The sequence below is a fragment of the Microbacterium sp. LWH12-1.2 genome (assembly GCF_040675825.1).
Lineage (GTDB): Bacteria > Actinomycetota > Actinomycetes > Actinomycetales > Microbacteriaceae > Microbacterium.
On the sequence record NZ_JBEGIJ010000001.1, the window covers coordinates 2,409,911 to 2,434,411 of the forward strand.

Below are 24,501 nucleotides of genomic sequence, written 5' to 3' on the forward strand. Positions count from 1 at the left end.
CGAAAGAGCGCTCTTCGACGTCGGCGGCCCCCCTGCTGACATGATGAAGCGAACGAAAGGAGGCGCCCATGCCTGCGGTGACCGATCACGAACAGACCCCGAAACGGGCTCGGCTGGATCGCGCGCTCATCGTGGAGGCCGGCTTGGAGCTTGCGAGCACACCGGGCGTCACCACGATCTCGGTCCGCGATCTCGGCGCCAGACTGCGAGCCGATCCGACCGCCATCTACCGCCATTTCCAGAGCAAGGATGCCCTGATGGGCGCGCTCCTCGACGAACTCAACGGCCGTGCGGCCGCAGCCGTTCACGCGCCGGCCGAGGACTGGGCGGAGCGCCTGCGCGAGCTCTCCATCTCGACGCTCGACCTGTACATCCAGCATCCGGCGATCGGCGCAGAGGCGATGAGTCTCACCACCCACGGTCCCGGAGAGCTGGCCGCGATCGAGCTCATGCTCGACGCATTCCGACGCGCAGGGCTCGACGGCGCGGAACTCGTGCAGCACTACGCCCTTCTCGCCTCCCACGTGCTCTCGCTCGCCGCCGGAATCGCGCGAGCGCGTGCCGAGCACCCGAGCGAGACCGACGAAGGCGACCCCTGGGTGGATGCCCCGCTCCTGGCCGACCCTCGTCGGTTCCCGCTGATCGCTCAGCACTCGCTGATGCTGTCCGAGCTGCAGGACCGGGATCTGTTCCTCCGCGGAGTCGACCTGGTCATCGACTCGGCGCGGCGCACGGCAACCGACGACTGAGTCGCGATCGACCGCTTGCGCAAAACTAGTTTTGTTGCAAAACTACTCCGGTGACTCGAAAGAGAGTCTCAGAGGGAGAGATCGATGAAGATCATCATCGTCGGCGCGGGCATCGGCGGACTCGCCGCGGCGATCAGCCTGCACGAAGCCGGACTCACAGACGTCACCGTGTATGAACGCAGCGCCGCCATCCGCGGCCTTGGCGTCGGGATCAACCTGCTCCCCCATGCCGTTCGAGAACTGACCGAGCTGGGCCTCGCGGACACCATCGCCGACCTCGGCGTCGCGCCGGCCACGCTTAGCTACTTCAACCGCCATGGTCAGCCGATCTGGAGCGAGCCGCGCGGCCTCGCGGCCGGGTACCACTGGCCGCAGCTCTCGGTGCACCGCGGGCGGCTGCAGCTGGCACTGCGCGACCTCGCCGAAGCGCGCCTCGCCGAGCCGATCCGTCTCGGGCATCGCCTCATCGGCGTCGCCTCGAATTCGGACGGCTCCGAAACCGCGCGCTTCTCGACCGATGCCGGCGACGTCGACGCCACCGCCGATCTGATCATCGGCGCCGATGGCATCCACTCAGCGCTCCGCGCTGCACGCTACCCGGCCGAGGGCGCCCCGCCATGGAGCGGTCTCACACTATGGCGCGGGGTCAGCCGGATCCCGGCTTTCCTCGACGGGCGCACGATGATCATGGCCGGCGACGGCGAGCAGAAGTTCGTCGCGTACCCGCTGTCCGCGGCGGATCCCACCGGGCGGATGCTGGTGAACTTCATCGCCGAGCGCCGGGTCGGCGGCTCCGGCGACGCCGACTGGAATCGAGCCGTCGACCCCGCACCGATCGCTGAGCTGTTCCGCGACTGGAGCTTCGACTGGCTCGATGTGCCGGCCACGATCGCGGCGGCGGACGAGATCCTCGAGTATCCGATGGTCGATCGCGACCCACTGCCGCATTGGACATTCGGCCGAACGACTCTGCTCGGGGATGCCGCGCACGCGATGTACCCGAACGGCTCGAACGGCGGCTCACAGGCGATCATCGACGCACGTACGCTCGCCTTCCACCTGGCCACCGCCGACACGATCGACGAAGGCCTCGCCCGCTACGAAGCCGCCCGCCGCCCACGGATGACCGCGCTCCTGGCCGGCACCAGGGCGACCGGTCCGGAGCGGGTCATGCAACTGGCGCACGAGCGTGCTCCGCACGGCTTCGGCGACATCGACGACATCATCCCGCTCTCCGAGCGCGAGCAGATCGCCGCCGACTACAAGACCGCCGCCGGTTTCCTGCCGACCATCCTGAATGAGCGCCCGTCGCTCACCCCGGCCCGATGACCGCGTTCGACGCCGCGCGACTCGCCGCGGTCATCTCCCCGCTGCGCCGAGCTCTGCTCGCGGCGACCCGCGCCGCGGCTCGACTTCCGGAGCTGCCGGATGCGCAGATCGACGTCATCCGCGCGCTCCCGCGAGGCACCGCACGGGGGCCGGCCGAGATCGCCGCGCAGCTGCGGCTCAGCCGTCCGACGGTGAGCAATCTGCTCGGCACGATGGAAGCCGCGCGCCTCGTCGAGCGCACCTCCGATCCGTCCGACGGCCGCCGCGTCCTCGTCCAGGCCTCGGATCGCGCCCTCGACCTGTTCGCGCGTTTCGATGCCGCGAGCGCCGCCATCCTCACGCAGGCGAGCAGCATGCTCAACTCCGGTGAGCGCGCCATCCTCGCGGACGCACTGCCCGTGCTCGAGCGGCTGAGCGTGGCTCTCAGCGAAGCAGATGCCGCGGCATCCGACGCACCGACAGCTCCGGAGGAGACCTCGCCATGAGCACCCCGCACACCCTGCTGCCCGTTCCGACACTGGAATCCGCGTTCGACGTCACCGTCGAGCTGGGCCCGATCGAGGACCACCATTCCACCAGCGCGGGCTCACGACGCGTCGTGCCGATCCTCGGCGGCCGGATCTCCGGTGCGGTGAATGCGGAGATCCTCGCCGGCGGGGCCGACTGGCAGCTCATCCGCCCCGACGGCACCATCGAGATCGACAGCCGGTACACGGCGCGCACGGCATCCGGTGATCATCTTCTGCTGCATGCCCGCGGCCTGCGTACCGGGCCTCCCGACGTGCTGGGACGCCTGCGCCGGGGTGAGGACGTCGACCCTCACGAGTACTGCTTCCGCACGACGGTGCAGATCGAGACCGCCGCCGCGCACCTGGCCGACCTGCAGCGCTCACTGTTCGTCGCTGCGGCCCAACGGCAGGCGAAGGCCGTGCGGTACCGCGCCTATCGAGTGGACTGACCCGCCGCCGTTTCGGCTTCGCTCAGGCGATCCCGGTCACCTCGGCATGCGGCATCCGCTCGCGCATCACGCGGATCGCCTCGGGGTTGTCGTCGACGAGCACGGCATCGCGGCCCAACGCCGAGGCCACGGCCCCGGTCGTGCCGCTGCCCGCGAAGAGGTCGAGCACGCGGTCGCCTGGCCGACTCGACGCCCGCACGATCCGGCGCAGGATGCCCTCGGGCTTCTGCGTCGGATAGCCGGTCTTCTCGCGGCCGGTCGTCGGCACGATGGTGTGCCACCAGACATCGGTCGGCAGCTTTCCTCGCGCTGCCTTCTCGGCGGTGACCAGGCCGGGGGCCATGTACGGCTCGCGATCGACGTCGTCGGAGTTGAACACGTACTCCCGCGGATTCTTCACGTAGACCAGGATCGTGTCGTGCTTCGTCGGCCAGCGGCGGCGCGACTTCGCACCGTAGTCGTAGGCCCAGATGAGCTCGTTGAGGAAGCACTCCCGGCCGAAGACCGCGTCGAGCATCACCTTGGCGTAGTGCGCCTCGCGGTAGTCGAGGTGCAGGTACAGTGTGCCGTCGTCCGCCAGCAGCCGCCAGGCCTCCTCCAGCCGCGGCATGAGGAACGCACCGTAGTCATCGAAACGGTCGTCGTAGGTGCGCAGCATCCCGCGCACCCGCTCGTAGGCATGGCCGTGGAAGCCGTGTCGGACCTCGCTGGCGGCCGACTGCGGTTCGTAATTCAGGAGATTCGGCTCGACCCCGGTCGTTTCGGCAGTGTCTGCGCCCGGTTCGGCAGGTTCTTCCTGAGTTGTGAACGTGCGCCGGGCGGTGACCACCTGCCGCTCCTGCGTACGCCCGGTGTTGAACGGCGGATCGAGGTAGACGAGGGTGAAGGATGCCGATGGCAGGCCTCGAGCGGCGGCGAGGTTGTCGCCTTCGAGGATTGAGACGGACCCGACCGCGGGCCCTTCGACGGGCTCGGGGATCGAAGGCGTCACGGCACCCGCTGCAGCCACGCCTCGGTGGCGAACTTCGACTCCACGAGGGCTTCGGCGGCGGCGAGCTCGTCCGGCGCGACCGCGCCGTCCTCGGCATCGGTGAGAGAGCGGAAGGTGTCCTTGAACCGCTCGATGATCTCGGCGCGGCTGAGTCCGGTCTGGCTCCGCAGCGGGTCGACGCGCTTCGCCGCCGATGTCGTGCCCTTGTCGCTGAGCTTCTCGCGGCCGATGCGCAGCACCTCGGTCATCGTCTGACCGTCGATGTCGTACGACAGCGTGGCGTGGTGCAGCACTCCCCCGTTGGCGAGGCGCTTCTGGGCTGCTCCGCCGATCTTTCCCGAGGGCGACGCGATGTCGTTGAGCGGCTGATAGACGGCGTCGATGCCGAGCGAGCGCAGCGCCTGCAGCACCCAGTCGTCGAGGAACGCATAGGAGTCGGCGAAGGTCATGCCCTGCACGAGCGAGGCCGGCACGTACAACGAGTACGTGATGATCTGCCCCGCGGCCATCAGCATCGCGCCGCCGCCGGAGATGCGGCGCACGACGTCGAAGCCGTGCCGCGCGGCACCTTCAGGGTCGACCTCGTTGCGGTACGACTGGAACGATCCGATGACGACGGCCGATTCGTCCCACTCCCAGATCCGCAGGGTCGGGCGTCGGCGCCCTTCACCGACACGGGCGGTGAGCACCTCGTCGAGAGCGAGGTTCATGCGCGGCGAGACCGCCTTGTCGTGCACGATCTCCCAGTCGAAGTCGCGCCAGCCCGGCGCGGTCACGAGAGCGCGGCGCACGGCGGTGCCGACGGCATCCGGGGTGAACCCGAGCAGCTGTGCGCCTTGAGGGAGAGCCTGCCGCACGGCGGCAGCGATGGCCGTGGCGTCCGTCTCCACCGGCAGCCCGGTCACCGCGGCATTGATGTCCTCGAGTGCGGTGTCGGGCTCGAGGAAGAAGTCACCCGCGAGGCGGAACCGGGCGATCGCCCCGTTCTCGACTTCGAGGTCGACGACGACGAGCTTTCCGCCAGGAACCTTGTATTCACCGTGCACGGATCCAGCTTAAGCCGCGGCCCGTCGAGCTGCGCTCAATCCCGAGGCGGAATGTGCTTGTTCAGCCAGGAGAGCACGTCGGCACGCACTTCGGCCTGCTGCACTTCATTGAAGATCTCATGCCGCGCGTCGGGATAGACCAACGTCGTCACGTCGGTCAGCCCCGAGCGCGTGCGGTATTCCTCGGCGAGCTTGTGCACACTGCGCGGCCCGCCCACCGGGTCGTCCCGGCCGACCATGAGCAGCAGCGGGATGTCCCGGCCGAGGTCCTTCGCCGGGCGGCCGTAGAGCTTCGCCGCTTCCACCGGACCGAAGAGCTTCAGCAGCGGCACGTCGGTGGTGAGCGGATCCTCGTCGAATGCGCGCCACACCTCAGGATCTGTCGAGAGCCACTCGAAGCCGGTCGCCTCAGGTCCTGCCCAGCGCGCGTTCAGCGGTGCCGGGTTCATCATCGTCGGCGTCCGCAACGCGGATCCGGACAGGATGACGGCGTCCCATGCCTCCGGATGCTCGTTGACCAGCATCTGAGCGAGGAACGAACCCCACGAGTGTCCGAGCAGCACGAGCGGCAGGTCGGGGTTCTCCGTGCGGATGATGCGCGTCAGCTGCCAGATCGCGTCCTTCGCGGCGCGAATTCCGCCTTTGCCGAGCCGACCCAGCTTCGCCGGCCCGTCGTGCTGACGGATGCCCGTGCGCCCGTGCCCTCGATGATCGTCCGCGTAGACGGTGAATCCCGCAGCGTTGAGTGCGGCGATCAGCGCCGAGTAGCGACCCGCATGCTCGCCGACACCGTGCAGCAGCTGCACGACTCCTCGCGGCGCGCCCTGTGCGGGATGCACGTCGTAGACGATGGCGATGCCGTCAGCATCAGTGAACTCACGCGTATCCATCACGCCCCCACCCTACCCACGGGCGCCCTCGTCGTGCAGAGTGAGTCAGCGCGTGAGCGCGGTGAGCACGGCGAACGCGGTGTCGCGGTCGGTGACCTCGTAGCCGCCGACGCCGTCCGAGGCCGAACCCATCCGCACGCCGCCCGTTTCGACCACGGCGCGCTTCGCGGAGAAGTGCAGAGCATCGACACCGATCGCCGCGAGCACCGGAGCGGTCGCCGCATCCACCCCGCTGCCGGCCATGATCTCGATCTGCCCCGAGGCCTCCGCCACCAGGGCGCGGAGCGTGTCGATGCCGTCGATCGCGGCCGAGGCTCCCCCCGACGTGAGCACGCGGCGGAGCCCGAGCTCGCGCGCGGCCACCAGGGTCGCGAGCGGGTCGGCGGTGACGTCGATGGCACGGTGCAGGGTGACGGATGCTCCGCCGGCCGCGTCACGCAGTCGCGTCATCGCGTCGATGTCGAGGCGTCCCGCGGCGTCGAGCGCGCCGATCACGACACCGGAAGCGCCGGCTCCGACGGCCCAGCGGACGTCGCGCTCGGCGATGGCGAGTTCGTCGGCGTCGTAGTGGAAGCCGCCGGCCCGCGGACGGATCAGCACGTGCACTTCGGGACCGTCCGGGCCCGCAGCCTCAAGGGTGAGCTCCAGCGTCGCCGGTGAGGGGGTGAGCCCGCCGAGGGCGAGGGCCTGAGCGAGTTCGACGCGCGCGGCGCCGACCTCCCGGGCGATGCGCATTCCGGCGGGATCCTGCACGGCAATTTCCAGGGCGAGCGTTCGAGTCACGACATCCATTCTGCCCCGCGCTGCCGCCGTCCCCCGCATCCGCCCTTCCCTCCCGAAGAAGATTAGATAGACTAACTAAGTAATGTCTGCGTCTGATGAATCCCTCTCCCTCACTGCCACCGAACTCCGCATGGCCACGTTCCGGTTGGCGCGACGCCTGCGATCCGCTCGCGCCGCCGACTCGATGAGCGATACGCAGCTCGCCGTGCTCGCGGGCCTGCGCATCCACGGCCGTCGCACCATCTCCGCTCTCGCCGTGAACGAGCACGTGACGGCCCCGTCCATGAGCAGCATCGTCAACGGCCTCGAGGAACAGGGCTACGTCGTGCGCATCCCCGACGAGGATGACCGCCGCCGAGTGCAGGTGGAGATCACGGATGCCGGCGTCGAGATCGTCGCCGAGACCATCCGCCGCCGCGACGAACTGCTCGCGGCGATGCTCGACGACGTCGACTTCACCGACGAGGAGCTGACGACCCTCCGCGAAGCCAGCGCACTGATGCGAAGGGTGGCCGAGCGATGAGCGCGATGTTCCGCTCCTTCTCCAACGTCAACTACCGGATCTGGTTCGCCGGCGCCCTGGTCTCCAACATCGGCGGCTGGATGCAGGCGACCGCCCAGGACTGGGTCGTGCTCACCGAGCTCACCGACAACGACGCCGCGGCGATGGGCGTCACGATGGCTCTGCAGTTCGCCCCTCCCCTGGTGCTGGTCAGCCTCACCGGCTGGGTCGCCGACCGCTTCGACCGCCGCCATATCCTGCTGGTCACCCAGACCGTGCTGCTGCTGCTGGCGGTCGCGGCCGGCGTCCTGCTGCTCACCGACGTGATGACGCTGCCGATGATGTTCGGTCTTGCCCTCGGATTCGGCGTCGCCAACGCCTTCGACGCCCCGGCCCGCCAGGCGTTCGTATCCGACATGGTCTCCACCGGCGAAACGTCGAACGCCGTCGCCCTGAACTCCGCATCATTCAATCTGGCGCGCATGATCGGCCCGGCCGTCGGCGGACTGCTCATCGTCGCGATCGGTTCGGGGTGGGTGTTCATCGTGAACGCCGCCACCTTCCTCGCGATGATGCTCGCCCTCCTGATGATGCGCACGCATCTGCTCGCCCCGCGCCTCAAGAACCGCAACCGCGGTGGCCTCGCCGCCGGCTTCCGTTACGTCTGGGGACGCGGCGACCTGCGCGTCGTGTTCGTGATGGTGTTCCTCATCGGCGCCTTCGGAATGAACTTCCCGATCTTCGCGTCGACGATGGCACTGGAGTTCGGCAGCGGTGCAGACGGCTACGGCGTACTGAGCTCGATCCTCGCCATCGGCGCCCTGCTCGGCGCGCTGCTCGCCGCGCGGCGTGATCGGGCCAGAGTGCGGGTCGTCATCCTCGCCGCCGGCGGCTTCGGCATCTCGGCGTTCGTCTCGTCCGCCATGCCCTCGTACGCCACCTACGCGGTCACCCTGATGTTCACCGGATTCATGATCGTCACCCTGCTGACGACCGCGAACGGCTACGTGCAGATCAGCACCGATCCGGCGCTCCGCGGCCGGGTGCTCGCGCTGTACATGGCCGTGATCATGGGCTCGACCCCGGTTGGCGCCCCGATCGCCGGTTGGGTGGCGGACGCGTTCGGGCCCCGCGCCGCGATCATGCTCGGCGGTACCGCTGGTCTCATCGCCTGCCTGATCGGCGCCCTGTGGGTGCTGTCATCCGGACGACTGCACCGCCGGGAGGAGAGCCGCTTCCGGCTGACGCTCGACGAGACCCGCCCGCTCAGCATCATCGACGAGGTCGACCCGGTGGAGTTCAGCGACACCGCCGCCCAGACGACGCCGATCCGCACGCCGCGCAAGGACTAAAACGCGCGCTGTCAATCCCTTCCGCTGCGCGCCCCGACTCGACGTACGCTCCTGCCATGGACGAGAACATGGAACGCAGACCCTACTCCGACGACCCGGCCGAAGACCGCTCCCGCGTCGACGAGGACGGCTCTCCCAGCGATGATCGCGGAGCGCCGCTCGGGGGCGACGACGTCACAGAGGATCAGCTGCAGGCCGACAACCCGACGGAGCGCGACACTCTGAAGTCGCTGGACCCCGACGACTCCCCGGCCTGAGTGGTGCGCGCGTCCGCTACGCCTCCAGCACCAGCCGCAGCTGCTCGACGGCCCAGTCGAGCTCGGTGGCACGGATGACGATGGGCGGCGCGATGCGGATGGTCTGACCGTGCGTGTCCTTGACGAGCACGCCGCGCTCCAGCAGCTTCTCGGCGATCTGCCGCCCTGTTCCCTTGGCCGGATCGATGTCGACGCCGGCCCAGAGTCCGGCGATGCGGACGGTGGTGACACCATGGCCGATCAGGGGTTCGAGAGCGGCGAAGAGGTGCGCGCCGAGCGCGCGGGCCCGCTCCTGGAATTCACCCGACTCCAGCATCTCGACGACGCGCAGGCCGACAGCCGCGGCCAGCGGATTCCCGCCGAACGTCGAGCCGTGCTCACCCGGGCGGATGACACCCAGCACATCACTGTCGCCGACGACGGCCGAGACCGGAAGGATGCCGCCACCCAGCGCCTTGCCCAGCAGATACAGGTCGGGAACGACGCCTTCGCGGTCGCAGGCGAACGTCTCGCCGACACGGCCGAGTCCGGACTGGATCTCATCGGCGATGAACAGCACATTCCGTTCATCGCAGATCTCGCGGATGCGGCGCAGGTAGCCCTCCGGCGGGATCACCACGCCACCCTCGCCCTGGATGGGCTCGATGAGGATCGCAGCGGTGTCTTCTGTGATGGCGGCGGCCAACGCATCCGCATCTCCGTAGGGAACCACATCGAATCCAGGCGTATACGGCCCGAAGTCGTCGCGAGCCTGCTCGTCGTCGCTGAAGCTGACGATCGTCGTCGTGCGCCCGTGGAAGTTGCCGGCGGCGACGACGATGCGCGCACGACCTTCGGCGATGCCCTTCACCCGGTAGCCCCAGGCGCGAGCGACCTTGATGCCGGTCTCGACGGCCTCGGCGCCGGTGTTCATCGGCAGCACGAGGTCCTTGCCGCAGAGTGCGGCAAGGGCGGCGGCGAACGGCTCGAGCCGGTCGCTCATGAAGGCGCGGCTGGTGAGCGTGACCCGGCCGAGCTGCTCGGTCAGGGCGGCCACGAGCGCCGGATGCCGGTGTCCGAAGTTCACGGCCGAGTAAGCAGCGAGAAGATCGAGGTAGCGCTTGCCCTCGACATCCGTCACCCACGCGCCCTCGCCGCGGGCGATGTTGACCGGCAGCGGGTGATAGTTGTGCGCGACGTGCGGCTCGACGACCGTCTCGGCGGAGGTCGTCTCAGCCTCGACCGCCGTCACTTCGCACCGCGAAGCTCGAGGGTGCAGCACTTGATGCCGCCGCCGCCGAGCAGCAGCTCGGAGAGGTCGATCATGATCGGGTTGTACCCGCGCTCGCGGAGCTGCACTTCGAACCCCTTCGCCCGCGGCGAGATGATGACGTTGTAGCCGTCGCTGGCGGAGTTGAGACCGAACACGGAGCCGTCCTCGTCCGAGACGAGGATCGCCTCCGGGAAGCGCTCCTCGAGGATGACACGGCTGGCGTCGTCGAAGGCGCCGGGCAGGTAGGCGATGTTGGCGCGCTCGGGGCCGCCGTTCTCGACGCCCTGCACGGGGTCGAGCACGGTGAGGGCGGTGTCGAGGTGGTAGAAGCGCGGGTCGACGAGGTTGAGCGATACGACCTCGCGGCCGAAGACCTCACCCACTTCGCGGTGGCTGTCGCCGGTGGAGCGGAACCCGGTGCCGGCGAGGATCACGTCGCCGACGAGCAGGAAGTCGCCCTCGCCCTCGTTGACCTCTTCAGGGATGACGGTGTCGTAGCCAGCGCCACGGAACCAGTCGGCGAAGGCCGGTGCCTCACCGGCGCGCTCCTCGAATCGGAACTTCGGCACGTACGCGCGGCCGTCGATGAGGAACCCGCCGTTGGCCGTGTAGACCATATCGGGGTAGTCGGCGAGCGGCTCGATGAGCTCGACCTCGTGGCCCAGCTCGAGGTAGAGGTCGTACAGCTTCTGCCACTGCGCGACCGCCTTGGCGGTGTCGGTCGGCTTCGCCGGCTCCATCCACGGGTTGATCGTGTAGCTGACGGTGAAGTGTGCGGGCGTGCACATCAGGTAGCGGCGGTGGTGCGCGGTGCGCACGGGTGCGGACGTGACGGTGGTCTCGGGCGTCGACATGGATGCTCCTCGAAAGGGGTGCGGCGGACGCTGTCCAGGGGCCCGGCGGTCCTTCGACCGGCCGCTCGTCAGAGTCGGCGCGGGAAGATGCGACCCGGGCACGCCAGTCTCCATTGTGTCACCCGTCGGCTGTGCGACGCCAGAGCGTCGCACAGCCGGTTCAGAAAGCGCAAACGGCTGCATCGCCGCCAGATATCGAGCCGATTGCGCTCTCCGAACCGGGGGTCAGGCCCCGCGGACGACGATCTTGCCGACGGTGTGGCCCGCCTCGATGTGAGCCAGAGCAGCGGGCGCTTCGGCGAACGGGTACTCCCGCTCGATGACCGGGACGATGCGCCCTTCGGCGGCGAGCGCGAGGAGCTTGCGCAGCACCTCCGGCCGGTTGACGGCGGCGACCGAGCGGATGCGGCGCGGCGATCCGATGGAGAGGAAGGCCGCCTTCAGCATCCGGGGCACCGGCCCCATCACATGGCCACCGTCGCCGGTGACCAGCGCCGCTGTACCGCCGGGGGCGAGGAGCCGCTGCAGCTGTCGCAGCGGGATTCCGCCCGCGATATCGATGATCGCGTCGAACCGCCCCGCGGGCAGGTCCTCCAGTGGCTCCGTGCGGTGATCGAGGGTGCGCGTGGCACCGAGCGCCTCGATCAGGGGAGCATTGCGATCGCCGCAGGAGGCCCAGACCTCTGCGCCGCGGAGCGCGGCGAGCTGCACGGCGAAGACGCCGACTCCGCCCGATGCTCCGATGATCAGCACGCGCGGGGTGGCCCGATCGGTCAGCCCGACGCCCGCCACGTCGAGTGCCTGCCACGCCGTGCCGCCGGCGATCGGAAGGCATGCGGCGGATTCCGGCTCGAGCCCGCGCCCCATCGAGACGACACGCGAGGCGGCGACGCAGGCGTAGCCGGCGAGGCCCCCTCCGCCCGGGAGTTCGACGATCACTTCTTCACCGACTTCAGCGCCGACCACATCGGGGCCGACGGCGACGACGGTGCCGGCGACGTCCATTCCGCGCACCGGATTCTTCGGTCGGGTCAGACCGACGAACGGCCGGACGAGGAGCGGATCCCCGAGCATGAGCCGGACATCCCCGGCGTTCAACGCCGTCGCTCTGATGCGCAGCAGCACCTGGCCGCGACCGGGCGTCGGCACCGGCGTCTGTTCGAGGCGGGTCCCGTCGGCCGCCCCATAGGAGTCGCGACGCCAGACGGGCATCGTGTCGGGGATCGTGTCGGTCATGTCAGTCCTCTGTGTGGGAAGGCGCCGGATACTGGAAGAGATCGTCGAGTCCGACGGCGAAGGCGTGGGCGATCTGGAAGGCGAGTTCGAGCGTGGGCGAGTATCTGCCCTGCTCGATGGCGATGAGCGTCTGCCTCGTCACGCCGATCGTGCGGGCGAGGTCGGCCTGGGTCATCCCGGCCTCTTCGCGGTGAGTGCGGATGCTGTTGGAGACGAGTGTCGGCTTGACCATCACACGAGTCCACGACGGTAGGCGATGACCCGTGCGATGCCGCCGACGAGATTGGACACCGCGAATCCCAGGTACATCGTGTTCGCGATCCAGAACACGTCGGCGCCGACCGCGCACAGCGCGATCACGCCGAGACCGGCGATCACGAGGAATGCCTTCTCGACGCGGCCGCCCATCTGGCTGATGTCCCGGTCGCGGACGTCGGCCTTGCCGACACCGCCGTCGTCGGTGAGACCGGCGACGATGCCCGAGATGATGCTGATCACGATCATGATGGCGATGCTCACGCCGATCGTCCAGAGCATCAGGGGCAGCCAGTCGACCGCCGTGAGCGGACCGCCGGCGGCCTGCTGAAGCACGAGCCAGACGTAGACCGCCATTGAGATGACTCCGACGACGAGCCCCGCCCACGCATTGCGCTCTTCATAGACCATGACGCCTCCGATGTAAAAGATTCTTGACATGAGCGTACGCTTCGCCGTCGACTCATGTCAAGAATTCTTTACACCGTGTGAGCGCGCGATTCGTTCAAAGAGCGCAAACGGCTCCTTCTTCGCCGATTATCGAGCCGTTTGCGCTCTTTGAACGGCCGAGGGGCGGCGACGCCAAACCGACATCAGATGACGCCGGCGCTCCAGGGATCGGGGTTCCCGTAGCGATGCGCGGTGATCGAGATCGACTGCTCGCGCACGAACGGCAGCAGCTCGATCCGGCCGGCCGAAGTCACCTCTCCGGCGTAGACCGCGAGGTCGGGGTCGCCCTCGACCGCCGAGGCCAGCATCCGGTGCAGCGCAGCGACCGATTCCCGCGAGCCGACGAGCCGCGCCCGATCGGGGCGAGGCGCAGGCTCGAACTCATTCTCGTCGACGACGGGTCGCCGCATCCGCTCCACCCATTGCTCGTCGCTCTCCATGAACACGACGGCCTGGAGCTCACCGAGGGCATGCCGCACCGGGGCGGGCAGACCGACCGGGGTGGACAGCACGAATCCGGCGCCGGCGCGCACGGCAGCGATGACGACGCGCAGCACCTCTTGCCACTCGGCATCCGCCGTCGCCCTGATCGCGACCGGCACGGGACGGTAGCGGAACAGATTGCGCTCCACCTCGAGGCGCGACACGTCTCTGACCCGCCCGAACTCTCGATCCCAGGCCAGCGCGTCCGACAGCGCCGCACGGCGCAACCACTCGAAAGCCTCGAAATCGAGGGAGGGCTGTGCGGACTCGATGAGCGTGGTGATCCGGGAGTCGAGTCCGCGCAGATGCAGGGTGCTGGATGCCGCTCCGCCGGAGTTCGAGCGCCACGACCCGAGCCCGAACAGGTAGTTCGGCCCGCCGGCCTTCGCCCCCGGCCCGACGGCGGAGCGCTTCCAGCCGCCGAACGGCTGGCGCTGCACGATGGCACCGGTGATCCCGCGGTTCACGTAGAGGTTGCCGGCCTGCACGCGGTCCAACCAGAAGTCGAGCTCATCAGGATCCTGCGTGTGCAGACCCGCGGTGAGGCCGAAGGCGACGGCGTTCTGCAGCTCGACCGCCTTCGCGAGCGTCGGTGCATGCATGATGCCGAGCACCGGTCCGAAGAACTCCTCCAGATGGAAACGCGATCCGGGTTGCACTCCGACGCGGATGCCGGGACTCCACAGCCGTCCACTCGCATCGCCGTCGGCGAGCGCCGGCTTCATGAGCCACTGCTCATCGCCTTCGAGCTCGGAGAGCGCCCAGGCGAGCTTGCCCTGCGGCTTCTCGATCACCGGCCCGACCTCGGCGAGCGGGTCGGTGGGCCAGCCGACATGCAGTGAGCGCGCGGCGTCGCCGAGCTGACGTGCGAACCGCTTGGACCGGCCGACCGGTCCGACCAGGATCGCCAGGGAGGCCGCCGAGCATTTCTGCCCTGCATGCCCGAAGGCGCTGCGCACGAGGTCGGCCGCCGCGAGATCGAGATCGGCGGACGGCGTGATGATCATCGCGTTCTTGCCGCTGGTCTCGGCGAGCAGCGGCAGGTCCGGGCGCCAGGAACGGAACAGCGCGGCCGTCTCCCAGGCACCGGTGAGGATGACGCGATCGACGTCGGGATGAGCGATGAGCTCGCGCCCCAGTTCCCGCTCGGCAAGGTCGACGAGTGTGAGCACATCGCGCGGTACTCCCGCCTCCCAGAGTGCCTCGGCGAGAACGGCGGAGCAGCGTCGAGCCTGATGCGCCGGCTTGAACACGACGCCGGAACCGGCGGCGAGCGCGGCGAGCACCCCTCCGGCTGGGATGGCGAGGGGGAAGTTCCAGGGCGGCGTCACCACGGTCACCTTGGCCGGCACGAATGCGGCACCGGCGACGGCATCCAGCTCCCGCGCCCTGGCCGCGTAATAGCGGGCGAAATCGATGGCCTCGCTGACCTCTACGTCGGCCTCGGCGAACACCTTGCCGGTCTCGGACGCGGCCACCTCGATCAGTTCACCGCGGCGCGCTTCCAGCGCCGCAGCGGCGCGCAGCAGCACTTCCGCCCGCTGGGCGGCCGGGCGCGCACCCCAGCCGGCAGCGGCGTCGCGTACGCGGGTCACGGTCTGGTCGAGGGCGTCGGATGCCGTGATCCTCGCGCGCTCCACGCTCAGCTTTCCGGCCGTGGATGCCGAGATCCGCTCTCGCACGAGACGCGCCCAGTCCCGGCTGGCGGGGAGCGCCGCGTCGCTGTCCGGAGTGTTGACGAAGCCGGGAGCACCACCGGCATCCGCCTCGATCTCGTGCGCCGAGTAGACCGCCGTCTCGAGGAAGGCCTCCTCGTCGGATCCGCGGGAGATCCCGAGCACGGCCTGGGTGAGATTCGTCTCCTCGGCCGGCATCGCCGGAGCCTGGCGCACCGATTCGTGCACCGGGGCGAGGCGGTTCTGGGTGCGCCGCGGGCCGGTGCGCAGCGTCGGGTCGGTGGAGCGGTCGAGCGCGTCGAGGAACCGGTCCTGCTCCCGGACGAACAGACTCTCGTCCTCATCGAGCCGGAAGGCCGCGGAGAGGAAGTTCGCCGACGAGGCGTTCTCCTCGAGGCGCCGCACCAGATAGCTGATGGCCACATCGAACTCGGCGGGCTTGACCACCGGCACGTAGAGCAGCACCGGGCCGACCTCGCGCGACACGGCCTGCACCTGCCCCTGCGCCATGCCGAGCAGCATCTCGAACTCGATGCGCTCGCGGACTCCGCGCTCGTCGGCCAGCAGCCACGCGTAGGCGATGCCGAACAGATTGTGGCCGGCGATCCCCAGTCGCACCGCCGCGGTGTTCTCCGGCGTGAGCGCCCAATCCAGGCAGCGCAGGTAGTTCGCATCGGTGTCGAGCTTGGTGTCGTAGGTCGCCGGCGTCCACCCGTGCATGCGTGCCTCGACCCGCTCCATGGCGAGGTTCGCGCCCTTCACCAGACGCACCTTGATGGCGGCTCCGCCGTGCTCGACCCGGTCTCGCGCCCACGCCGTCAGCTCCTGCAGCGCAGGAAGGGCGTCCGGCAGATACGCCTGCAGCACGATGCCGGCCTCGAGTCCGCGCAGCCGAGGATCCTCGAGGATCCGGGTGAACACCGCGATGGTGAGGTCGAGATCGCGGTACTCCTCCATGTCGAGGTTGATGAACGTGCCATCGGAGGCAGCCGTGAGGTACAGCGGCAGCAGCCGCTCCCCCACGGCGTCGACGACCTCGTCGAACGCCCACATCGAGATGTGGCTGATGATCGCGGAGACCTTCACGGACACGTAGTCGACATCGGGTCGGCGGATGAGGTCATGGATGCCGTCGAGCCGGCGCTTCGCCTCGGCTTCGCCGAGCACGGCCTCGCCGAGCAGGTTGAGGTTGAGCTTCGCGCCCGACTCCCGGATCTTCTCGATCGCCGGTCCGAGTTTCGCCGGACGGGCGTCGACGACGAGATGCCCGACCATGTCCCGGAGCACCCTCCGCGCGATCGGCACCACCGGGGTGGGCAGGATCTGCGCGACGCCGCCACCGAGCCGCACGGCTCCGCGCACGTACCAGGGCAGGAATTCGGGCACGATCGGCGCGATCCGGTGCAGCTGGGCTGCAGCGGCGCCGAGACTCTCCGGCCTCATCACACCGTCGACGAAACCGAGGGTGAAGGGCAGGCCGTTGACGTCCTGCAGCACGCCCGCCAAACGCTCGGCAGCAGGGTCGACCTCGGCGGCTCCCGCCTCGATCACCCACCGGCGGGCGAGCTGGACCGCCCGCTCGGCGAGAGGAGCGGATGCCGCGGCATCCGACGGAGTTGACGACGGCTCAGCCATGCTCTCCACCCTAGGTCTGTGGCCGTTCCGGCCGTCGGCACCGCGCCCGTGTCACAGGGCCTGGATGATGTCCTCCACCCGCTCCTTCGCGTCGCCGAACAGCATCGAGGCGTTGTCCCGGAAGAACAGCGGGTTCTGCACGCCCGCGTAGCCGGCGGCCATCGAACGCTTGAACACGATGACGTTCTCGGCCTCCCAGACGTGCAGCACCGGCATCCCGGCGATCGGGCTGCCCGGATCCTCGGCGGCGGCCGGGTTCACGGTGTCGTTCGCGCCGATGACGAGCACCACCGACGTCGCCGCGAAGTCGTCGTTGATCTCGTCCATGCTCAGCACGATGTCGTACGGCACCTTCGCCTCGGCGAGGAGCACGTTCATGTGCCCGGGCAGGCGTCCGGCCACGGGATGGATGCCGAAGCGCACATCGACGCCGCGCTCACGGAGCCTGCGCACCAGGTCGGCGACGGGATACTGCGCCTGCGCGACGGCCATCCCGTACCCGGGCGTGATCACGACGCTCGAGGCGCTCGCGAGCAACTCGGCCGCGCTCTCGGCGGTGATCTCTCGGTGCTCGCCGTACTCGGCATCCGATGATGTCGCTGCGACGATCCCGAAGCCGCCGGCGATCACCGAGAGGAACGAGCGGTTCATCGCCTTGCACATGACATAGGAGAGGTACGCACCCGAGGATCCGACGAGAGCTCCGGTGACGATCAGGAGATCGTTGTTCAGCAGGAAACCCGCGGCAGCGGCCGCCCAGCCCGAGTAGCTGTTCAGCATCGAGACGACCACCGGCATGTCGCCGCCGCCGATCGATGCGACCAGGTGCCAGCCGAGGGCGAACGACAGCACGGTCACCGCGATCAGCAACCACAGCTGCTGGTCGTTCACGAACCAGACGGTGAGTGCGACGAAGGCGACCAGCGCGCCGATGTTCAGCACGTTCTTGCCCGGCAGCATGAGCGGCTTCGACGAGATCTTCGCGGAGAGCTTCAGATAGGCGACGATCGACCCGGTGAAGGTCACCCCGCCGATGAAGATGCCGATGAAGACCTCGGCGTTGTGGATGCCGACGAGCTGCGGCGCGACCTCCGGGTGCGCGAGGTGGCCGTTCCAGCCGACGAGGACAGCGGCCAGGCCGACGAAGCTGTGCAGGAGGGCGATGAGCTCGGGCATCCCGGTCATCGCGACCACGCGCGCACGCCACAGCCCGATGGCCGCACCGATCGTGAGGGCGACGAGCAGCAGCACGAGTCCGATGACGGCGCCCGTGGTCCAGGCATCCGCGATCGTGAGCGCGAGAGTTGCGAGCAGTGCGATCGTCATTCCGGTGATGCCGTAGATCACGCCGGATCGTGCGGACTCGTGCCGGGAGAGCCCGGCCAGGCTGAGGATGAAGAGGAGGGCCGCGACGATGTAGGCGGCCCCGGCGAGGGCGTCGACGGTCATTTCTGGCCGCCCTTCGTGAACATCGCAAGCATTCGGCGGGTCACGGCGAAGCCTCCGAAGATGTTGATGCTCGCGAGCAGAACCGCGATCGCCGCGAGCACCTGCACGACCGGATTGGCGGACGTGACCTGCAGCATCGCACCGACGACGATGACGCCGGAGATCGCATTCGTCACCGACATCAGCGGCGTGTGCAGGGCGTGGTGCACCTTGCCGATGACATAGAAGCCGACGACGACCGACAGCATGAGCACGGTGAAGTGCTGGGGCAGCGGCGCGGGAGCGAACGCATTGACAGCGAAGAGCGCGGCGATGCCGAGCGCGATGAGCAGGACTTTGCTCCCCGCCGACATCTTCGTGGGCGCGGCGATCTCGGCGGTGGTGGCCTGGGCGACGGCGGCCGGTGCTGCCGCGACCTGCACGGGTGGTGGCGGCCAGGTGACCTCACCGTCGCGGACGACGGTGACCGAGCGCTGCACGACGTCGTCGAAGTCGATGCTCAGCTGTCCGTCTTTCGCCGGTGTCAGCAGCGCGACGAGATTGGCGACGTTCGTGCCGTAGAGCTGTGAGGCCTGGGTCGCGAGGCGGGAGGCCAGGTCGGTGTAGCCGAGGATGATGACGCCATTGTCGGTGACGATGCGCTGGCCGGCGACGGATCCCTCGACGTTGCCGCCCTGCCCTGCCGCCATATCGACGATGACGCTGCCCGGTGTCATCCGGGCGACGTCGGATGCTGTGATCAGCCGCGGCGCCGTCCGCCCGGGGATGAGCGCGGTCGTGATGATGATGTCGACCTCGGATGCCTGTTCGGTATAGATCTCCGCGGCGCGACGGTCGTAGTCCTCGCTGGTGGCCTTCGCGTAGCCGTCGGTCGACGCCGCGACGGCCACGTCGACCGGCAGGTACTCGCCGCCGATCGATGAGACCTGGTCGGCGACCTCGGGCCGCGGATCGGTAGCGCGGACGATCGCGCCGAGGCTGCTGGCCGCGCCGATCGCGGCGAGCCCGGCGACGCCGGCACCCGCGACGAGAACCTTCGCCGGCGGCACCTTGCCCGCCGCGGTGACCTGTCCGGTGAAGAAGCGGCCGAACTCGTGCGCGGCTTCGACGACCGCTCGGTATCCGGCGATGTTCGCCATCGAACTCAGCACGTCCATCGACTGCGCCCGCGAGATGCGCGGCACCGCGTCGAGAGCGACCGCAGTGATGCCGCGCTGCGCGAGCGCCTCGACCAGATCGGGACGCAGCGCAGGCGAGAGCAGGGCGATGATCGTCGCGTCATCGGAGAGAAGGCCGATCGCCTCGGCATCCGGGGCGGTGATCGCGAGCACGATCTCGCTCCCCCAGGCACCCGCGCGATCGACGAGCTCCGCACCCGCGGCCGCGAACTCCTCGTCGGGGTACGACGCAGCGGTACCAGCTCCGCGTTCCACCACGACTTCGTAGCCCAGCTTCCGAAGCGAGCCGACGGTCGCGGGCGTGGCCGAGACTCGAGACTCGCCTCCCGGTTCCCGCACGATTCCGATGACTGCCATTGCAACCTCCTCCGCCCGTCCGCATCGACGGGCTCCCGGGACGATCCCCGAATGTTCCCGCTCAGACTACTGACGCAGGCCCCGCCCACCACCCGTCGGCGGGCGTATGACGCGTGAAGATTCGAGGTTCTTGAGGAAAGCGGATGCCGGACGCACTCCTCCTCCCCCTCGACAGGAATCACCCGGCTCTATGCTGTTGCCGTGGGGGAGAAAAAGGCATCGGCACAGCCGTCGGGTCAAGCCGACGCCGCGGCAACCGCTCGGACGGATGCCGACGCACGCGCCAAAGTGCTCGGCTGGGCCCGGCGTACCATCGACCTCGTACCGACCTCGTGGTTGATCACCGGAGCCGGGGCCGTCCTCCTCGCGACGACCGCAGCCTTCGGCGGCCTCGCGACCGCGCCCGCGGATCCGATTCCGGAGCTCGCCCTCGGCGACACCTATGCCGGATCGGGACTCGAGATCACCGTCATCGGGGTCGAGCTCTGGGACGAGATGGGCAACTCCGCGATCTATCCCGATGAGGAGAAGGGCGAGAAGGTGCTGGTCGTCGCCGTCGACGTCGTCAACACGTTCGAGAAGCCGCGGCCCGCGACCAGCAGTGCTCTCAACCAGGGGTCCGTGGACGCCATTCGGATCGCCGGCCTCGACGAGACGCCATCCCTTTCCCATCGGGAGGATGGAGAGGGTTCGGGAATGCTGCAGCCCGACGTCCCCACGCGACTGCTGCTCGCCTGGCGGGTCGGACCAGACGACTTCCACGACGGCGACGCCGTGTCTCTCGCACTGCCGGAAGCGACGCATCGCGTCGGCGACAACGTGCTGCGAGGCGAGGACCTCTGGGGGGATCTCCACGTCGGCGCCACGGTGCCGGCGACCGTCGAGAAGGCGGCTGCCTCGTGACGGCGAAGAACACCATGAAGACGATCGTCCTGCCCTGGCTGCTGACTCTGGGGTTGTTGGCCGGCGCCTGGGCGGTCGTCAAGATCACGCTCCCGGTTGGCTCCGCGCAAGAGCCGTTCGTCACCGTCGCGACGCTCGACGAGGAGGCCACCGCACGGAACTTCGCCGTGACCGTCACCGACGTGCACGCCGCGCGCACGGTGATCGGCGCCGACGACTGGTCGGCCGAGGGCACCTGGCTCATCGTCGATCTCGAGGCTTCAGCTGAGGTGAAGCAGGAAGGCACGAGTCTCCGGGTCGCAACCCTGACCATCGGGGAACGCACGTTCAGCGCGACCGAACGCGGCACGACCTTCTATCGTCAAGGTCTCGTGACCGGGGTTCCTCGTTCCGGGAGCCTGGCCTTCGAACTCCCCGACGATGCACTGAGCGGGGACGCGACGCTGCGTCTCGGGGCGACAGGGAATCCGGTGCTCGATGGCGTGATCGAGATGCGGATAGACCTGGAGGCGCTGCCGGTCGAGTCCGAGGTGACTCTTCAGGAGAACGGGTGGGCGCGATGACGATCCCTGAACCGCCCCTGCCCGCCGTCCCGGCCGAGGCCCCTCCGAAGGCGCCCTCCTGGTGGCGTCGCAACCGACTCGCACTCATCGCGGTGGCGATCCTCCTGCCGGCGACAGTGATCGCCGTGGGCGGCCAGAACTGGCGCTTGATATACGCATTCGACGCACGCCCCATCAACCCGATCGTGGTCGAGAAGAAGGACAGCGCAGAACTGGCCGGAGCCACCTTCGGTCCGGTGCGCAGCGGTGTGATCGAGGATCTGAGTGGATTGGACGTGCCGGAGGGGGCGAAGGTGATCGCCGCCGCCATCCCTGTCGATTCCGGGACGGAAGGCGTCTCGTGCCTGCGTCCGACCCTGACGCACCAGGCATCCGGCCGGCAGTGGACGCTGATGCGCTCGGAGATCGGGGTCGAGTACAACGCCGAGGAACCGGAGTTCTGCTCGTCGGAGGAGACCGGCAGCTACGAGATCATCGCCCCCTTCGTGGTGCCCGAAGACCTGGAGGGCCCGTTCTGGGTGGACCTCTGGCCTCAGGGAGTCGGCGGCACGTTCCTGAGGTTCCCGATCGACCCCTGATCCCCGATCACATCGCGCCCCGGAGCCGAGACGACCGCAGCCGCGACCGCATCCGCCGACCTCGGCATGAGACCCGCCGCGTCTGCGACCGACCGGATCTCAGCCTCTTCCTGTGAGATGTCCTCGCCGGCACTGCGATCCTGCTGTTTCCGCCGCAGGCGTCCGAGCGTCGCGTCATACGCACCGCTGACCACCGCGATGCGCAGTGGCTCAGTGAGCAGCAGCGGTGCCAGGGTGGCGACGGGAAGCACGATCGACCAGAACTCGAATTCGTGCGGGCCGATGAGCCGGGTGACGCCGAGATCGAGGTACGACTGCAATGCCTTCACGGCCACGAAGACGAGCGCGTACGAGGCGACGAGCACGGGGCCCGCCCGCCACATGAGCAGGATCGCACGCCCGATCGGCCGGAATCTGGCGCCGAGCTCCTCGCCGAGGTCCTTCAGCCTACGGACGAGCGGGTTGGGAATGGCCTTCGCGTGATCACGGAATCGCGAGATCAGCGCGTTCTCGACCCGCAGTTTCTCGGCGACGATCGCCTGACCGAAGACCACTCCAGCGATGGTCAGCCACGCGAGCGGGGCGAGCAGCACAGGGCCCACCTCGGACAGCACCCAGCCGATCCCGTCCCAGAGCCACCGCAAAGGTGCCACGGCCTCCACGATCTGCTCGCGAAGGTCCACGAGGAAGACCATCGCGGCGCGTCTGTCCACCCAGGCCCTGATCCATTCGAAGAGATCGCCGAGAAGGATCACCGAGAAGAAGACCCAGACGACCTCGAAGTACACCGCCACCGGAGAGAGCCAGGCCGCGAGCTTCTCCGACCACTTCGACCACGCCCATCGGCCCGCGAAGGCGAGCACGATGATCGCCACCGTCCACACGTTGAACGGCAGGTTCTGCACGGCGTCCTCGTCGCCCAGTGGGGCGCCGCCGTTCACGATGGCGGTCCACTGGATCCCGTCGCGCACCTGGAGCGCACGCGCGGAGTAGTCGATGACGTCATCCCGCAGAAGCTTCTGCGCCCAGTACACCGCGAAGAAGGGAAGGATGCCGGCAAGCAGCGCGGAGAGGAAGGTACGACGACGTTCGACCGGCGACTCCGGAAGGGGTGCCACATCCTGGAGATTTCGCAGGCCGTCGCGCAGCACGAGGAACATGGCCACGTAGCTGATGAGCTTTGCCAGGATCGCGATCGGCAGCACGAGGAATCCGACAGTGGCCGTGTAGGCGCCGATGAATCCCGCGATCTGCACCACGATGTAGTGCACCAGGACGCCCCCGAGATACCAGGCCAGCATCGAGGGCCAGTGCCGCCACAGCACCCGGCCCGTCGTCGTCAGGATATCCAGCACGACCCGACATTACCGCGCCGGGCGGACGGAGTCAGTTCCAGACGCTCGGCGCCGTCTTCCGCACCGGGGGCAGGGCAGATGCCGCCGCCCAGTCGTGCACCCATTCGTCGATCTCGGGCACGCCCTCCGGCTTGCCGACAGCCGCGAAGAGCTCCTCGTTGCTGACGGTGCCGCCGGTGCGCCGAAGCATCCGCGCCCGCACGATCGCACGCGCGTAGATCTCGCCGTCGACGACCGCGCGGTGCTCCATGAACAGCGCCTTCTCGTCGTGCCCGATGAACCGGGACTGGATCTCGAATCGCTGCCACAGTTCCAGCGACTTGCGGAAGGTGATCGTCTCGCTGGAGACCACCGCATACCAGCCCTGCTTCTTCATCGCATCGAACAGCCCGGTGCGGATCAACTGGTCCCAGCGCCCGAGATCGAACAGCGACAGATACCTGCCGTTGTTCATGTGGCGGAGGATGTCGATATCGGAGGGTAGCGTCGTCGCTCGGATGCTCCCCACCGCCGTCGGGTCGAGGGTCTGCCCCCGCCGCACGCGGCGACGAGCGCCGAGGATCACCAGGAGAGTGCGCCAGATCACGTTCACGAGGATCGATCGTAGCCATCGGTGCACGTTTCGCGAACATCGTTGTGCGAACCCTCCATCCGGTGCGCGTGCGTCTTGGATGGCATCCGCTCGATTTCCTGTTCGCGGGAGCCGCGCGTAGAGTCGCGGCATGAGCGCCGAAGCCCACTCCGAAGTCATCGTCCGTCCGGTCCGTGATGTCGATGCGGAAGCCCTCGGTCGCGTGCACGCCCAGTGCTGGCACGAGACCTACGACCACCTGATCAGCAAGGCCGCCCTCGAGAAGGTGTCCCCGCGCCGCATGGCGGAGCTCTGGACGCACTGGGCCGCACAGGGCGAGGATTTCCGGATGAGCGCTGCGCTCGTCGACGGTGAGATCGTCGGTTTCGCCGGCTCCGGCCCCGCCCGCGACAAGGACGCCCCGGCCTTCCGGGAGCTGTACTTCATCTACCTGCTCGACGCCTGGCACGGTACGGGAATCGGCCAGCGCCTGTTCGAGTCCGCTGCCGCCGACGACGAGTCGCTGTACCTCTGGGTCGCGGAGGACAACCCCCGCGCGCACCGCTTCTACACGCGCAACGGATTCACGCTCGACGGCGCTTCGCACACCGAGCCCTTCCTCGGCGAGACGCTCACCGAGGTCCGCTTCGTGCGCTGAGCGCGTTCGCGACTCCTGAGAAACGGCTTCCCCGCTCGCGCGGGGAAGCCGTTTCTGCGTGTGCGCCAGGAGCCGTGAGGATTCCGGATACCCCGAGTCAGGCTTCGGGTTTCCCGCGTTCCCGCGGGTATGAGCGCTCGCCTAGAGTCCTAGACGCGCAGAGTCCGCGCGTCCGCTCCTCACACGAACCG

25 protein-coding genes are annotated in these 24,501 nt (G+C 68.7%); 11 read left to right on the forward strand and 14 right to left on the reverse strand.

Annotated elements, in window-relative coordinates:
- Positions 1-68 precede the first annotated feature (68 nt).
- From MRBLWH12_RS11585 to MRBLWH12_RS11600, 4 genes are all read left to right on the forward strand, one after another.
- The gene (locus MRBLWH12_RS11585; protein ID WP_363548992.1) at positions 69-749 is read left to right on the forward strand and encodes a TetR/AcrR family transcriptional regulator; all 681 of its coding nucleotides are present in this window, start codon (positions 69-71) and stop codon (positions 747-749) included.
- A gap of 84 nt (positions 750-833) precedes the next feature.
- A complete protein-coding gene (locus tag MRBLWH12_RS11590) occupies positions 834-2,078 on the forward strand; it encodes a flavin-dependent oxidoreductase (RefSeq protein ID WP_363548994.1) in 1,245 nt (414 codons plus the stop codon).
- On the forward strand, positions 2,075-2,563 hold the full coding sequence (locus MRBLWH12_RS11595; RefSeq protein WP_363548996.1) for a MarR family winged helix-turn-helix transcriptional regulator: 489 nt from the start codon (positions 2,075-2,077) through the stop codon (positions 2,561-2,563). Before MRBLWH12_RS11590 ends, MRBLWH12_RS11595 begins: the two co-directional genes overlap by 4 nt.
- On the forward strand, positions 2,560-3,036 hold the full coding sequence (locus tag MRBLWH12_RS11600) for a DUF3237 domain-containing protein (protein ID WP_363548998.1): 477 nt from the start codon (positions 2,560-2,562) through the stop codon (positions 3,034-3,036). The genes MRBLWH12_RS11595 and MRBLWH12_RS11600 overlap by 4 nt, the downstream gene beginning before the upstream one ends.
- A 22-nt stretch (positions 3,037-3,058) precedes the next feature.
- Here the strand turns inward: MRBLWH12_RS11600 and MRBLWH12_RS11605 are convergent, their stop codons facing one another.
- Genes MRBLWH12_RS11605 through MRBLWH12_RS11620 form a run of 4 tightly spaced genes read right to left on the reverse strand, consistent with a single transcriptional unit; the run spans position 3,059 to position 6,746 of the window.
- Positions 3,059-4,027: a DNA-methyltransferase gene (locus MRBLWH12_RS11605; RefSeq protein ID WP_341977520.1), complete on the reverse strand. Its 969-nt coding sequence runs from the start codon at positions 4,025-4,027 to the stop codon at positions 3,059-3,061.
- Positions 4,024-5,073, reverse strand: a complete 1,050-nt coding sequence (locus MRBLWH12_RS11610) for a lipoyl protein ligase domain-containing protein (protein WP_341977518.1) — start codon at positions 5,071-5,073, stop codon at positions 4,024-4,026. The genes MRBLWH12_RS11605 and MRBLWH12_RS11610 overlap by 4 nt, the downstream gene beginning before the upstream one ends.
- Positions 5,074-5,108: 35 nt before the next feature.
- Positions 5,109-5,963, reverse strand: coding sequence for an alpha/beta fold hydrolase (locus MRBLWH12_RS11615; protein WP_363551357.1), 855 nt, complete (start codon positions 5,961-5,963; stop codon positions 5,109-5,111).
- A 45-nt stretch (positions 5,964-6,008) separates the two neighbouring features.
- Positions 6,009-6,746, reverse strand: coding sequence for a copper homeostasis protein CutC (locus MRBLWH12_RS11620; protein ID WP_414684980.1), 738 nt, complete (start codon positions 6,744-6,746; stop codon positions 6,009-6,011).
- Positions 6,747-6,828: 82 nt separating this feature from the next.
- Between MRBLWH12_RS11620 and MRBLWH12_RS11625 the strand changes: the two genes are divergently transcribed.
- From MRBLWH12_RS11625 to MRBLWH12_RS11635, 3 genes are read left to right on the forward strand one after another with little or no spacing between them, the layout of a single operon-like run.
- Positions 6,829-7,269 (forward strand): MarR family winged helix-turn-helix transcriptional regulator, encoded by a 441-nt coding sequence (locus MRBLWH12_RS11625; RefSeq protein WP_363549004.1) that lies wholly within the window; start codon positions 6,829-6,831, stop codon positions 7,267-7,269.
- A 5-nt stretch (positions 7,270-7,274) separates the two neighbouring features.
- Entirely contained in the window at positions 7,275-8,600 is a 1,326-nt protein-coding gene (locus MRBLWH12_RS11630) for an MFS transporter (protein WP_363551359.1), read from the forward strand.
- A gap of 56 nt (positions 8,601-8,656) precedes the next feature.
- Positions 8,657-8,857 carry a hypothetical protein gene (locus MRBLWH12_RS11635; RefSeq protein ID WP_363549007.1) on the forward strand — a complete coding sequence of 67 codons (201 nt, stop codon included), beginning with the start codon at positions 8,657-8,659 and terminating at the stop codon, positions 8,855-8,857.
- A 16-nt stretch (positions 8,858-8,873) separates the two neighbouring features.
- Here MRBLWH12_RS11635 and rocD read toward each other — a convergent pair whose 3' ends face one another.
- The 8 genes from rocD to MRBLWH12_RS11675 form a co-directional block, all read right to left on the reverse strand.
- Positions 8,874-10,088: an ornithine--oxo-acid transaminase gene (gene rocD, locus MRBLWH12_RS11640; RefSeq protein WP_363549009.1), complete on the reverse strand. Its 1,215-nt coding sequence runs from the start codon at positions 10,086-10,088 to the stop codon at positions 8,874-8,876.
- A complete protein-coding gene (gene ddaH / locus MRBLWH12_RS11645; protein WP_363549012.1) occupies positions 10,085-10,963 on the reverse strand; it encodes a dimethylargininase in 879 nt (292 codons plus the stop codon). The genes rocD and ddaH overlap by 4 nt, the downstream gene beginning before the upstream one ends.
- 225 nt (positions 10,964-11,188) lie before the next feature.
- Positions 11,189-12,199, reverse strand: coding sequence for an NAD(P)-dependent alcohol dehydrogenase (locus tag MRBLWH12_RS11650; protein ID WP_363549015.1), 1,011 nt, complete (start codon positions 12,197-12,199; stop codon positions 11,189-11,191).
- Between the two features lies 1 nt (position 12,200).
- Positions 12,201-12,431 carry a helix-turn-helix transcriptional regulator gene (locus tag MRBLWH12_RS11655; protein ID WP_341977503.1) on the reverse strand — a complete coding sequence of 77 codons (231 nt, stop codon included), beginning with the start codon at positions 12,429-12,431 and terminating at the stop codon, positions 12,201-12,203.
- Positions 12,431-12,895: a hypothetical protein gene (locus MRBLWH12_RS11660; protein ID WP_341977501.1), complete on the reverse strand. Its 465-nt coding sequence runs from the start codon at positions 12,893-12,895 to the stop codon at positions 12,431-12,433. The genes MRBLWH12_RS11655 and MRBLWH12_RS11660 overlap by 1 nt, the downstream gene beginning before the upstream one ends.
- Before the next feature lie 152 nt (positions 12,896-13,047).
- Entirely contained in the window at positions 13,048-16,698 is a 3,651-nt protein-coding gene (locus MRBLWH12_RS11665; RefSeq protein ID WP_363549017.1) for a bifunctional proline dehydrogenase/L-glutamate gamma-semialdehyde dehydrogenase, read from the reverse strand.
- Positions 16,699-16,749: 51 nt separating this feature from the next.
- Positions 16,750-18,147: a Re/Si-specific NAD(P)(+) transhydrogenase subunit beta gene (gene pntB, locus MRBLWH12_RS11670; RefSeq protein WP_363549019.1), complete on the reverse strand. Its 1,398-nt coding sequence runs from the start codon at positions 18,145-18,147 to the stop codon at positions 16,750-16,752.
- Positions 18,144-19,682, reverse strand: a complete 1,539-nt coding sequence (locus MRBLWH12_RS11675) for a Re/Si-specific NAD(P)(+) transhydrogenase subunit alpha (protein ID WP_363549021.1) — start codon at positions 19,680-19,682, stop codon at positions 18,144-18,146. The genes pntB and MRBLWH12_RS11675 overlap by 4 nt, the downstream gene beginning before the upstream one ends.
- 201 nt (positions 19,683-19,883) lie before the next feature.
- On the opposite strand from MRBLWH12_RS11675, the gene MRBLWH12_RS11680 reads away from it, so the two are divergent.
- Genes MRBLWH12_RS11680 through MRBLWH12_RS11690 form a run of 3 tightly spaced genes read left to right on the forward strand, consistent with a single transcriptional unit; the run spans position 19,884 to position 21,726 of the window.
- The gene (locus MRBLWH12_RS11680; protein ID WP_363549023.1) at positions 19,884-20,585 is read left to right on the forward strand and encodes a hypothetical protein; all 702 of its coding nucleotides are present in this window, start codon (positions 19,884-19,886) and stop codon (positions 20,583-20,585) included.
- Entirely contained in the window at positions 20,582-21,148 is a 567-nt protein-coding gene (locus MRBLWH12_RS11685) for a hypothetical protein (RefSeq protein ID WP_363549025.1), read from the forward strand. The genes MRBLWH12_RS11680 and MRBLWH12_RS11685 overlap by 4 nt, the downstream gene beginning before the upstream one ends.
- The gene (locus MRBLWH12_RS11690; RefSeq protein ID WP_363549027.1) at positions 21,145-21,726 is read left to right on the forward strand and encodes a hypothetical protein; all 582 of its coding nucleotides are present in this window, start codon (positions 21,145-21,147) and stop codon (positions 21,724-21,726) included. Before MRBLWH12_RS11685 ends, MRBLWH12_RS11690 begins: the two co-directional genes overlap by 4 nt.
- On the opposite strand, the gene MRBLWH12_RS11695 is transcribed toward MRBLWH12_RS11690, so the two are convergent.
- Positions 21,681-23,081: a hypothetical protein gene (locus MRBLWH12_RS11695; protein WP_363549029.1), complete on the reverse strand. Its 1,401-nt coding sequence runs from the start codon at positions 23,079-23,081 to the stop codon at positions 21,681-21,683. The genes MRBLWH12_RS11690 and MRBLWH12_RS11695 overlap by 46 nt on opposite strands.
- A 31-nt stretch (positions 23,082-23,112) precedes the next feature.
- Positions 23,113-23,673, reverse strand: coding sequence for an acyl-CoA thioesterase (locus MRBLWH12_RS11700; protein ID WP_341977485.1), 561 nt, complete (start codon positions 23,671-23,673; stop codon positions 23,113-23,115).
- A gap of 130 nt (positions 23,674-23,803) precedes the next feature.
- Here MRBLWH12_RS11700 and MRBLWH12_RS11705 point away from each other — a divergent pair, with 130 nt between their 5' ends.
- On the forward strand, positions 23,804-24,310 hold the full coding sequence (locus MRBLWH12_RS11705; protein WP_341977483.1) for a GNAT family N-acetyltransferase: 507 nt from the start codon (positions 23,804-23,806) through the stop codon (positions 24,308-24,310).
- Positions 24,311-24,501: the final 191 nt, after the last annotated feature.

What these genes read in the sequence shown, in the direction of transcription:
- MRBLWH12_RS11585 (WP_363548992.1), top strand. Translation starts at nt 69, where the DNA reads ATGCCTGCGGTGACCGATCACGAACAGACCCCGAAACGGGCTCGGCTG.
- MRBLWH12_RS11590 (WP_363548994.1), top strand. Translation starts at nt 834, where the DNA reads ATGAAGATCATCATCGTCGGCGCGGGCATCGGCGGACTCGCCGCGGCG.
- MRBLWH12_RS11595 (WP_363548996.1), top strand. Translation starts at nt 2,075, where the DNA reads ATGACCGCGTTCGACGCCGCGCGACTCGCCGCGGTCATCTCCCCGCTG.
- MRBLWH12_RS11600 (WP_363548998.1), top strand. Translation starts at nt 2,560, where the DNA reads ATGAGCACCCCGCACACCCTGCTGCCCGTTCCGACACTGGAATCCGCG.
- MRBLWH12_RS11615 (WP_363551357.1), bottom strand. Translation starts at nt 5,963, where the DNA reads ATGGATACGCGTGAGTTCACTGATGCTGACGGCATCGCCATCGTCTAC.
- MRBLWH12_RS11625 (WP_363549004.1), top strand. Translation starts at nt 6,829, where the DNA reads ATGTCTGCGTCTGATGAATCCCTCTCCCTCACTGCCACCGAACTCCGC.
- MRBLWH12_RS11630 (WP_363551359.1), top strand. Translation starts at nt 7,275, where the DNA reads ATGTTCCGCTCCTTCTCCAACGTCAACTACCGGATCTGGTTCGCCGGC.
- MRBLWH12_RS11635 (WP_363549007.1), top strand. Translation starts at nt 8,657, where the DNA reads ATGGACGAGAACATGGAACGCAGACCCTACTCCGACGACCCGGCCGAA.
- ddaH (WP_363549012.1), bottom strand. Translation starts at nt 10,963, where the DNA reads ATGTCGACGCCCGAGACCACCGTCACGTCCGCACCCGTGCGCACCGCG.
- MRBLWH12_RS11650 (WP_363549015.1), bottom strand. Translation starts at nt 12,199, where the DNA reads ATGACCGACACGATCCCCGACACGATGCCCGTCTGGCGTCGCGACTCC.
- MRBLWH12_RS11655 (WP_341977503.1), bottom strand. Translation starts at nt 12,431, where the DNA reads ATGGTCAAGCCGACACTCGTCTCCAACAGCATCCGCACTCACCGCGAA.
- MRBLWH12_RS11660 (WP_341977501.1), bottom strand. Translation starts at nt 12,895, where the DNA reads ATGTCAAGAATCTTTTACATCGGAGGCGTCATGGTCTATGAAGAGCGC.
- MRBLWH12_RS11665 (WP_363549017.1), bottom strand. Translation starts at nt 16,698, where the DNA reads ATGGCTGAGCCGTCGTCAACTCCGTCGGATGCCGCGGCATCCGCTCCT.
- pntB (WP_363549019.1), bottom strand. Translation starts at nt 18,147, where the DNA reads ATGACCGTCGACGCCCTCGCCGGGGCCGCCTACATCGTCGCGGCCCTC.
- MRBLWH12_RS11675 (WP_363549021.1), bottom strand. Translation starts at nt 19,682, where the DNA reads ATGGCAGTCATCGGAATCGTGCGGGAACCGGGAGGCGAGTCTCGAGTC.
- MRBLWH12_RS11690 (WP_363549027.1), top strand. Translation starts at nt 21,145, where the DNA reads ATGACGATCCCTGAACCGCCCCTGCCCGCCGTCCCGGCCGAGGCCCCT.
- MRBLWH12_RS11705 (WP_341977483.1), top strand. Translation starts at nt 23,804, where the DNA reads ATGAGCGCCGAAGCCCACTCCGAAGTCATCGTCCGTCCGGTCCGTGAT.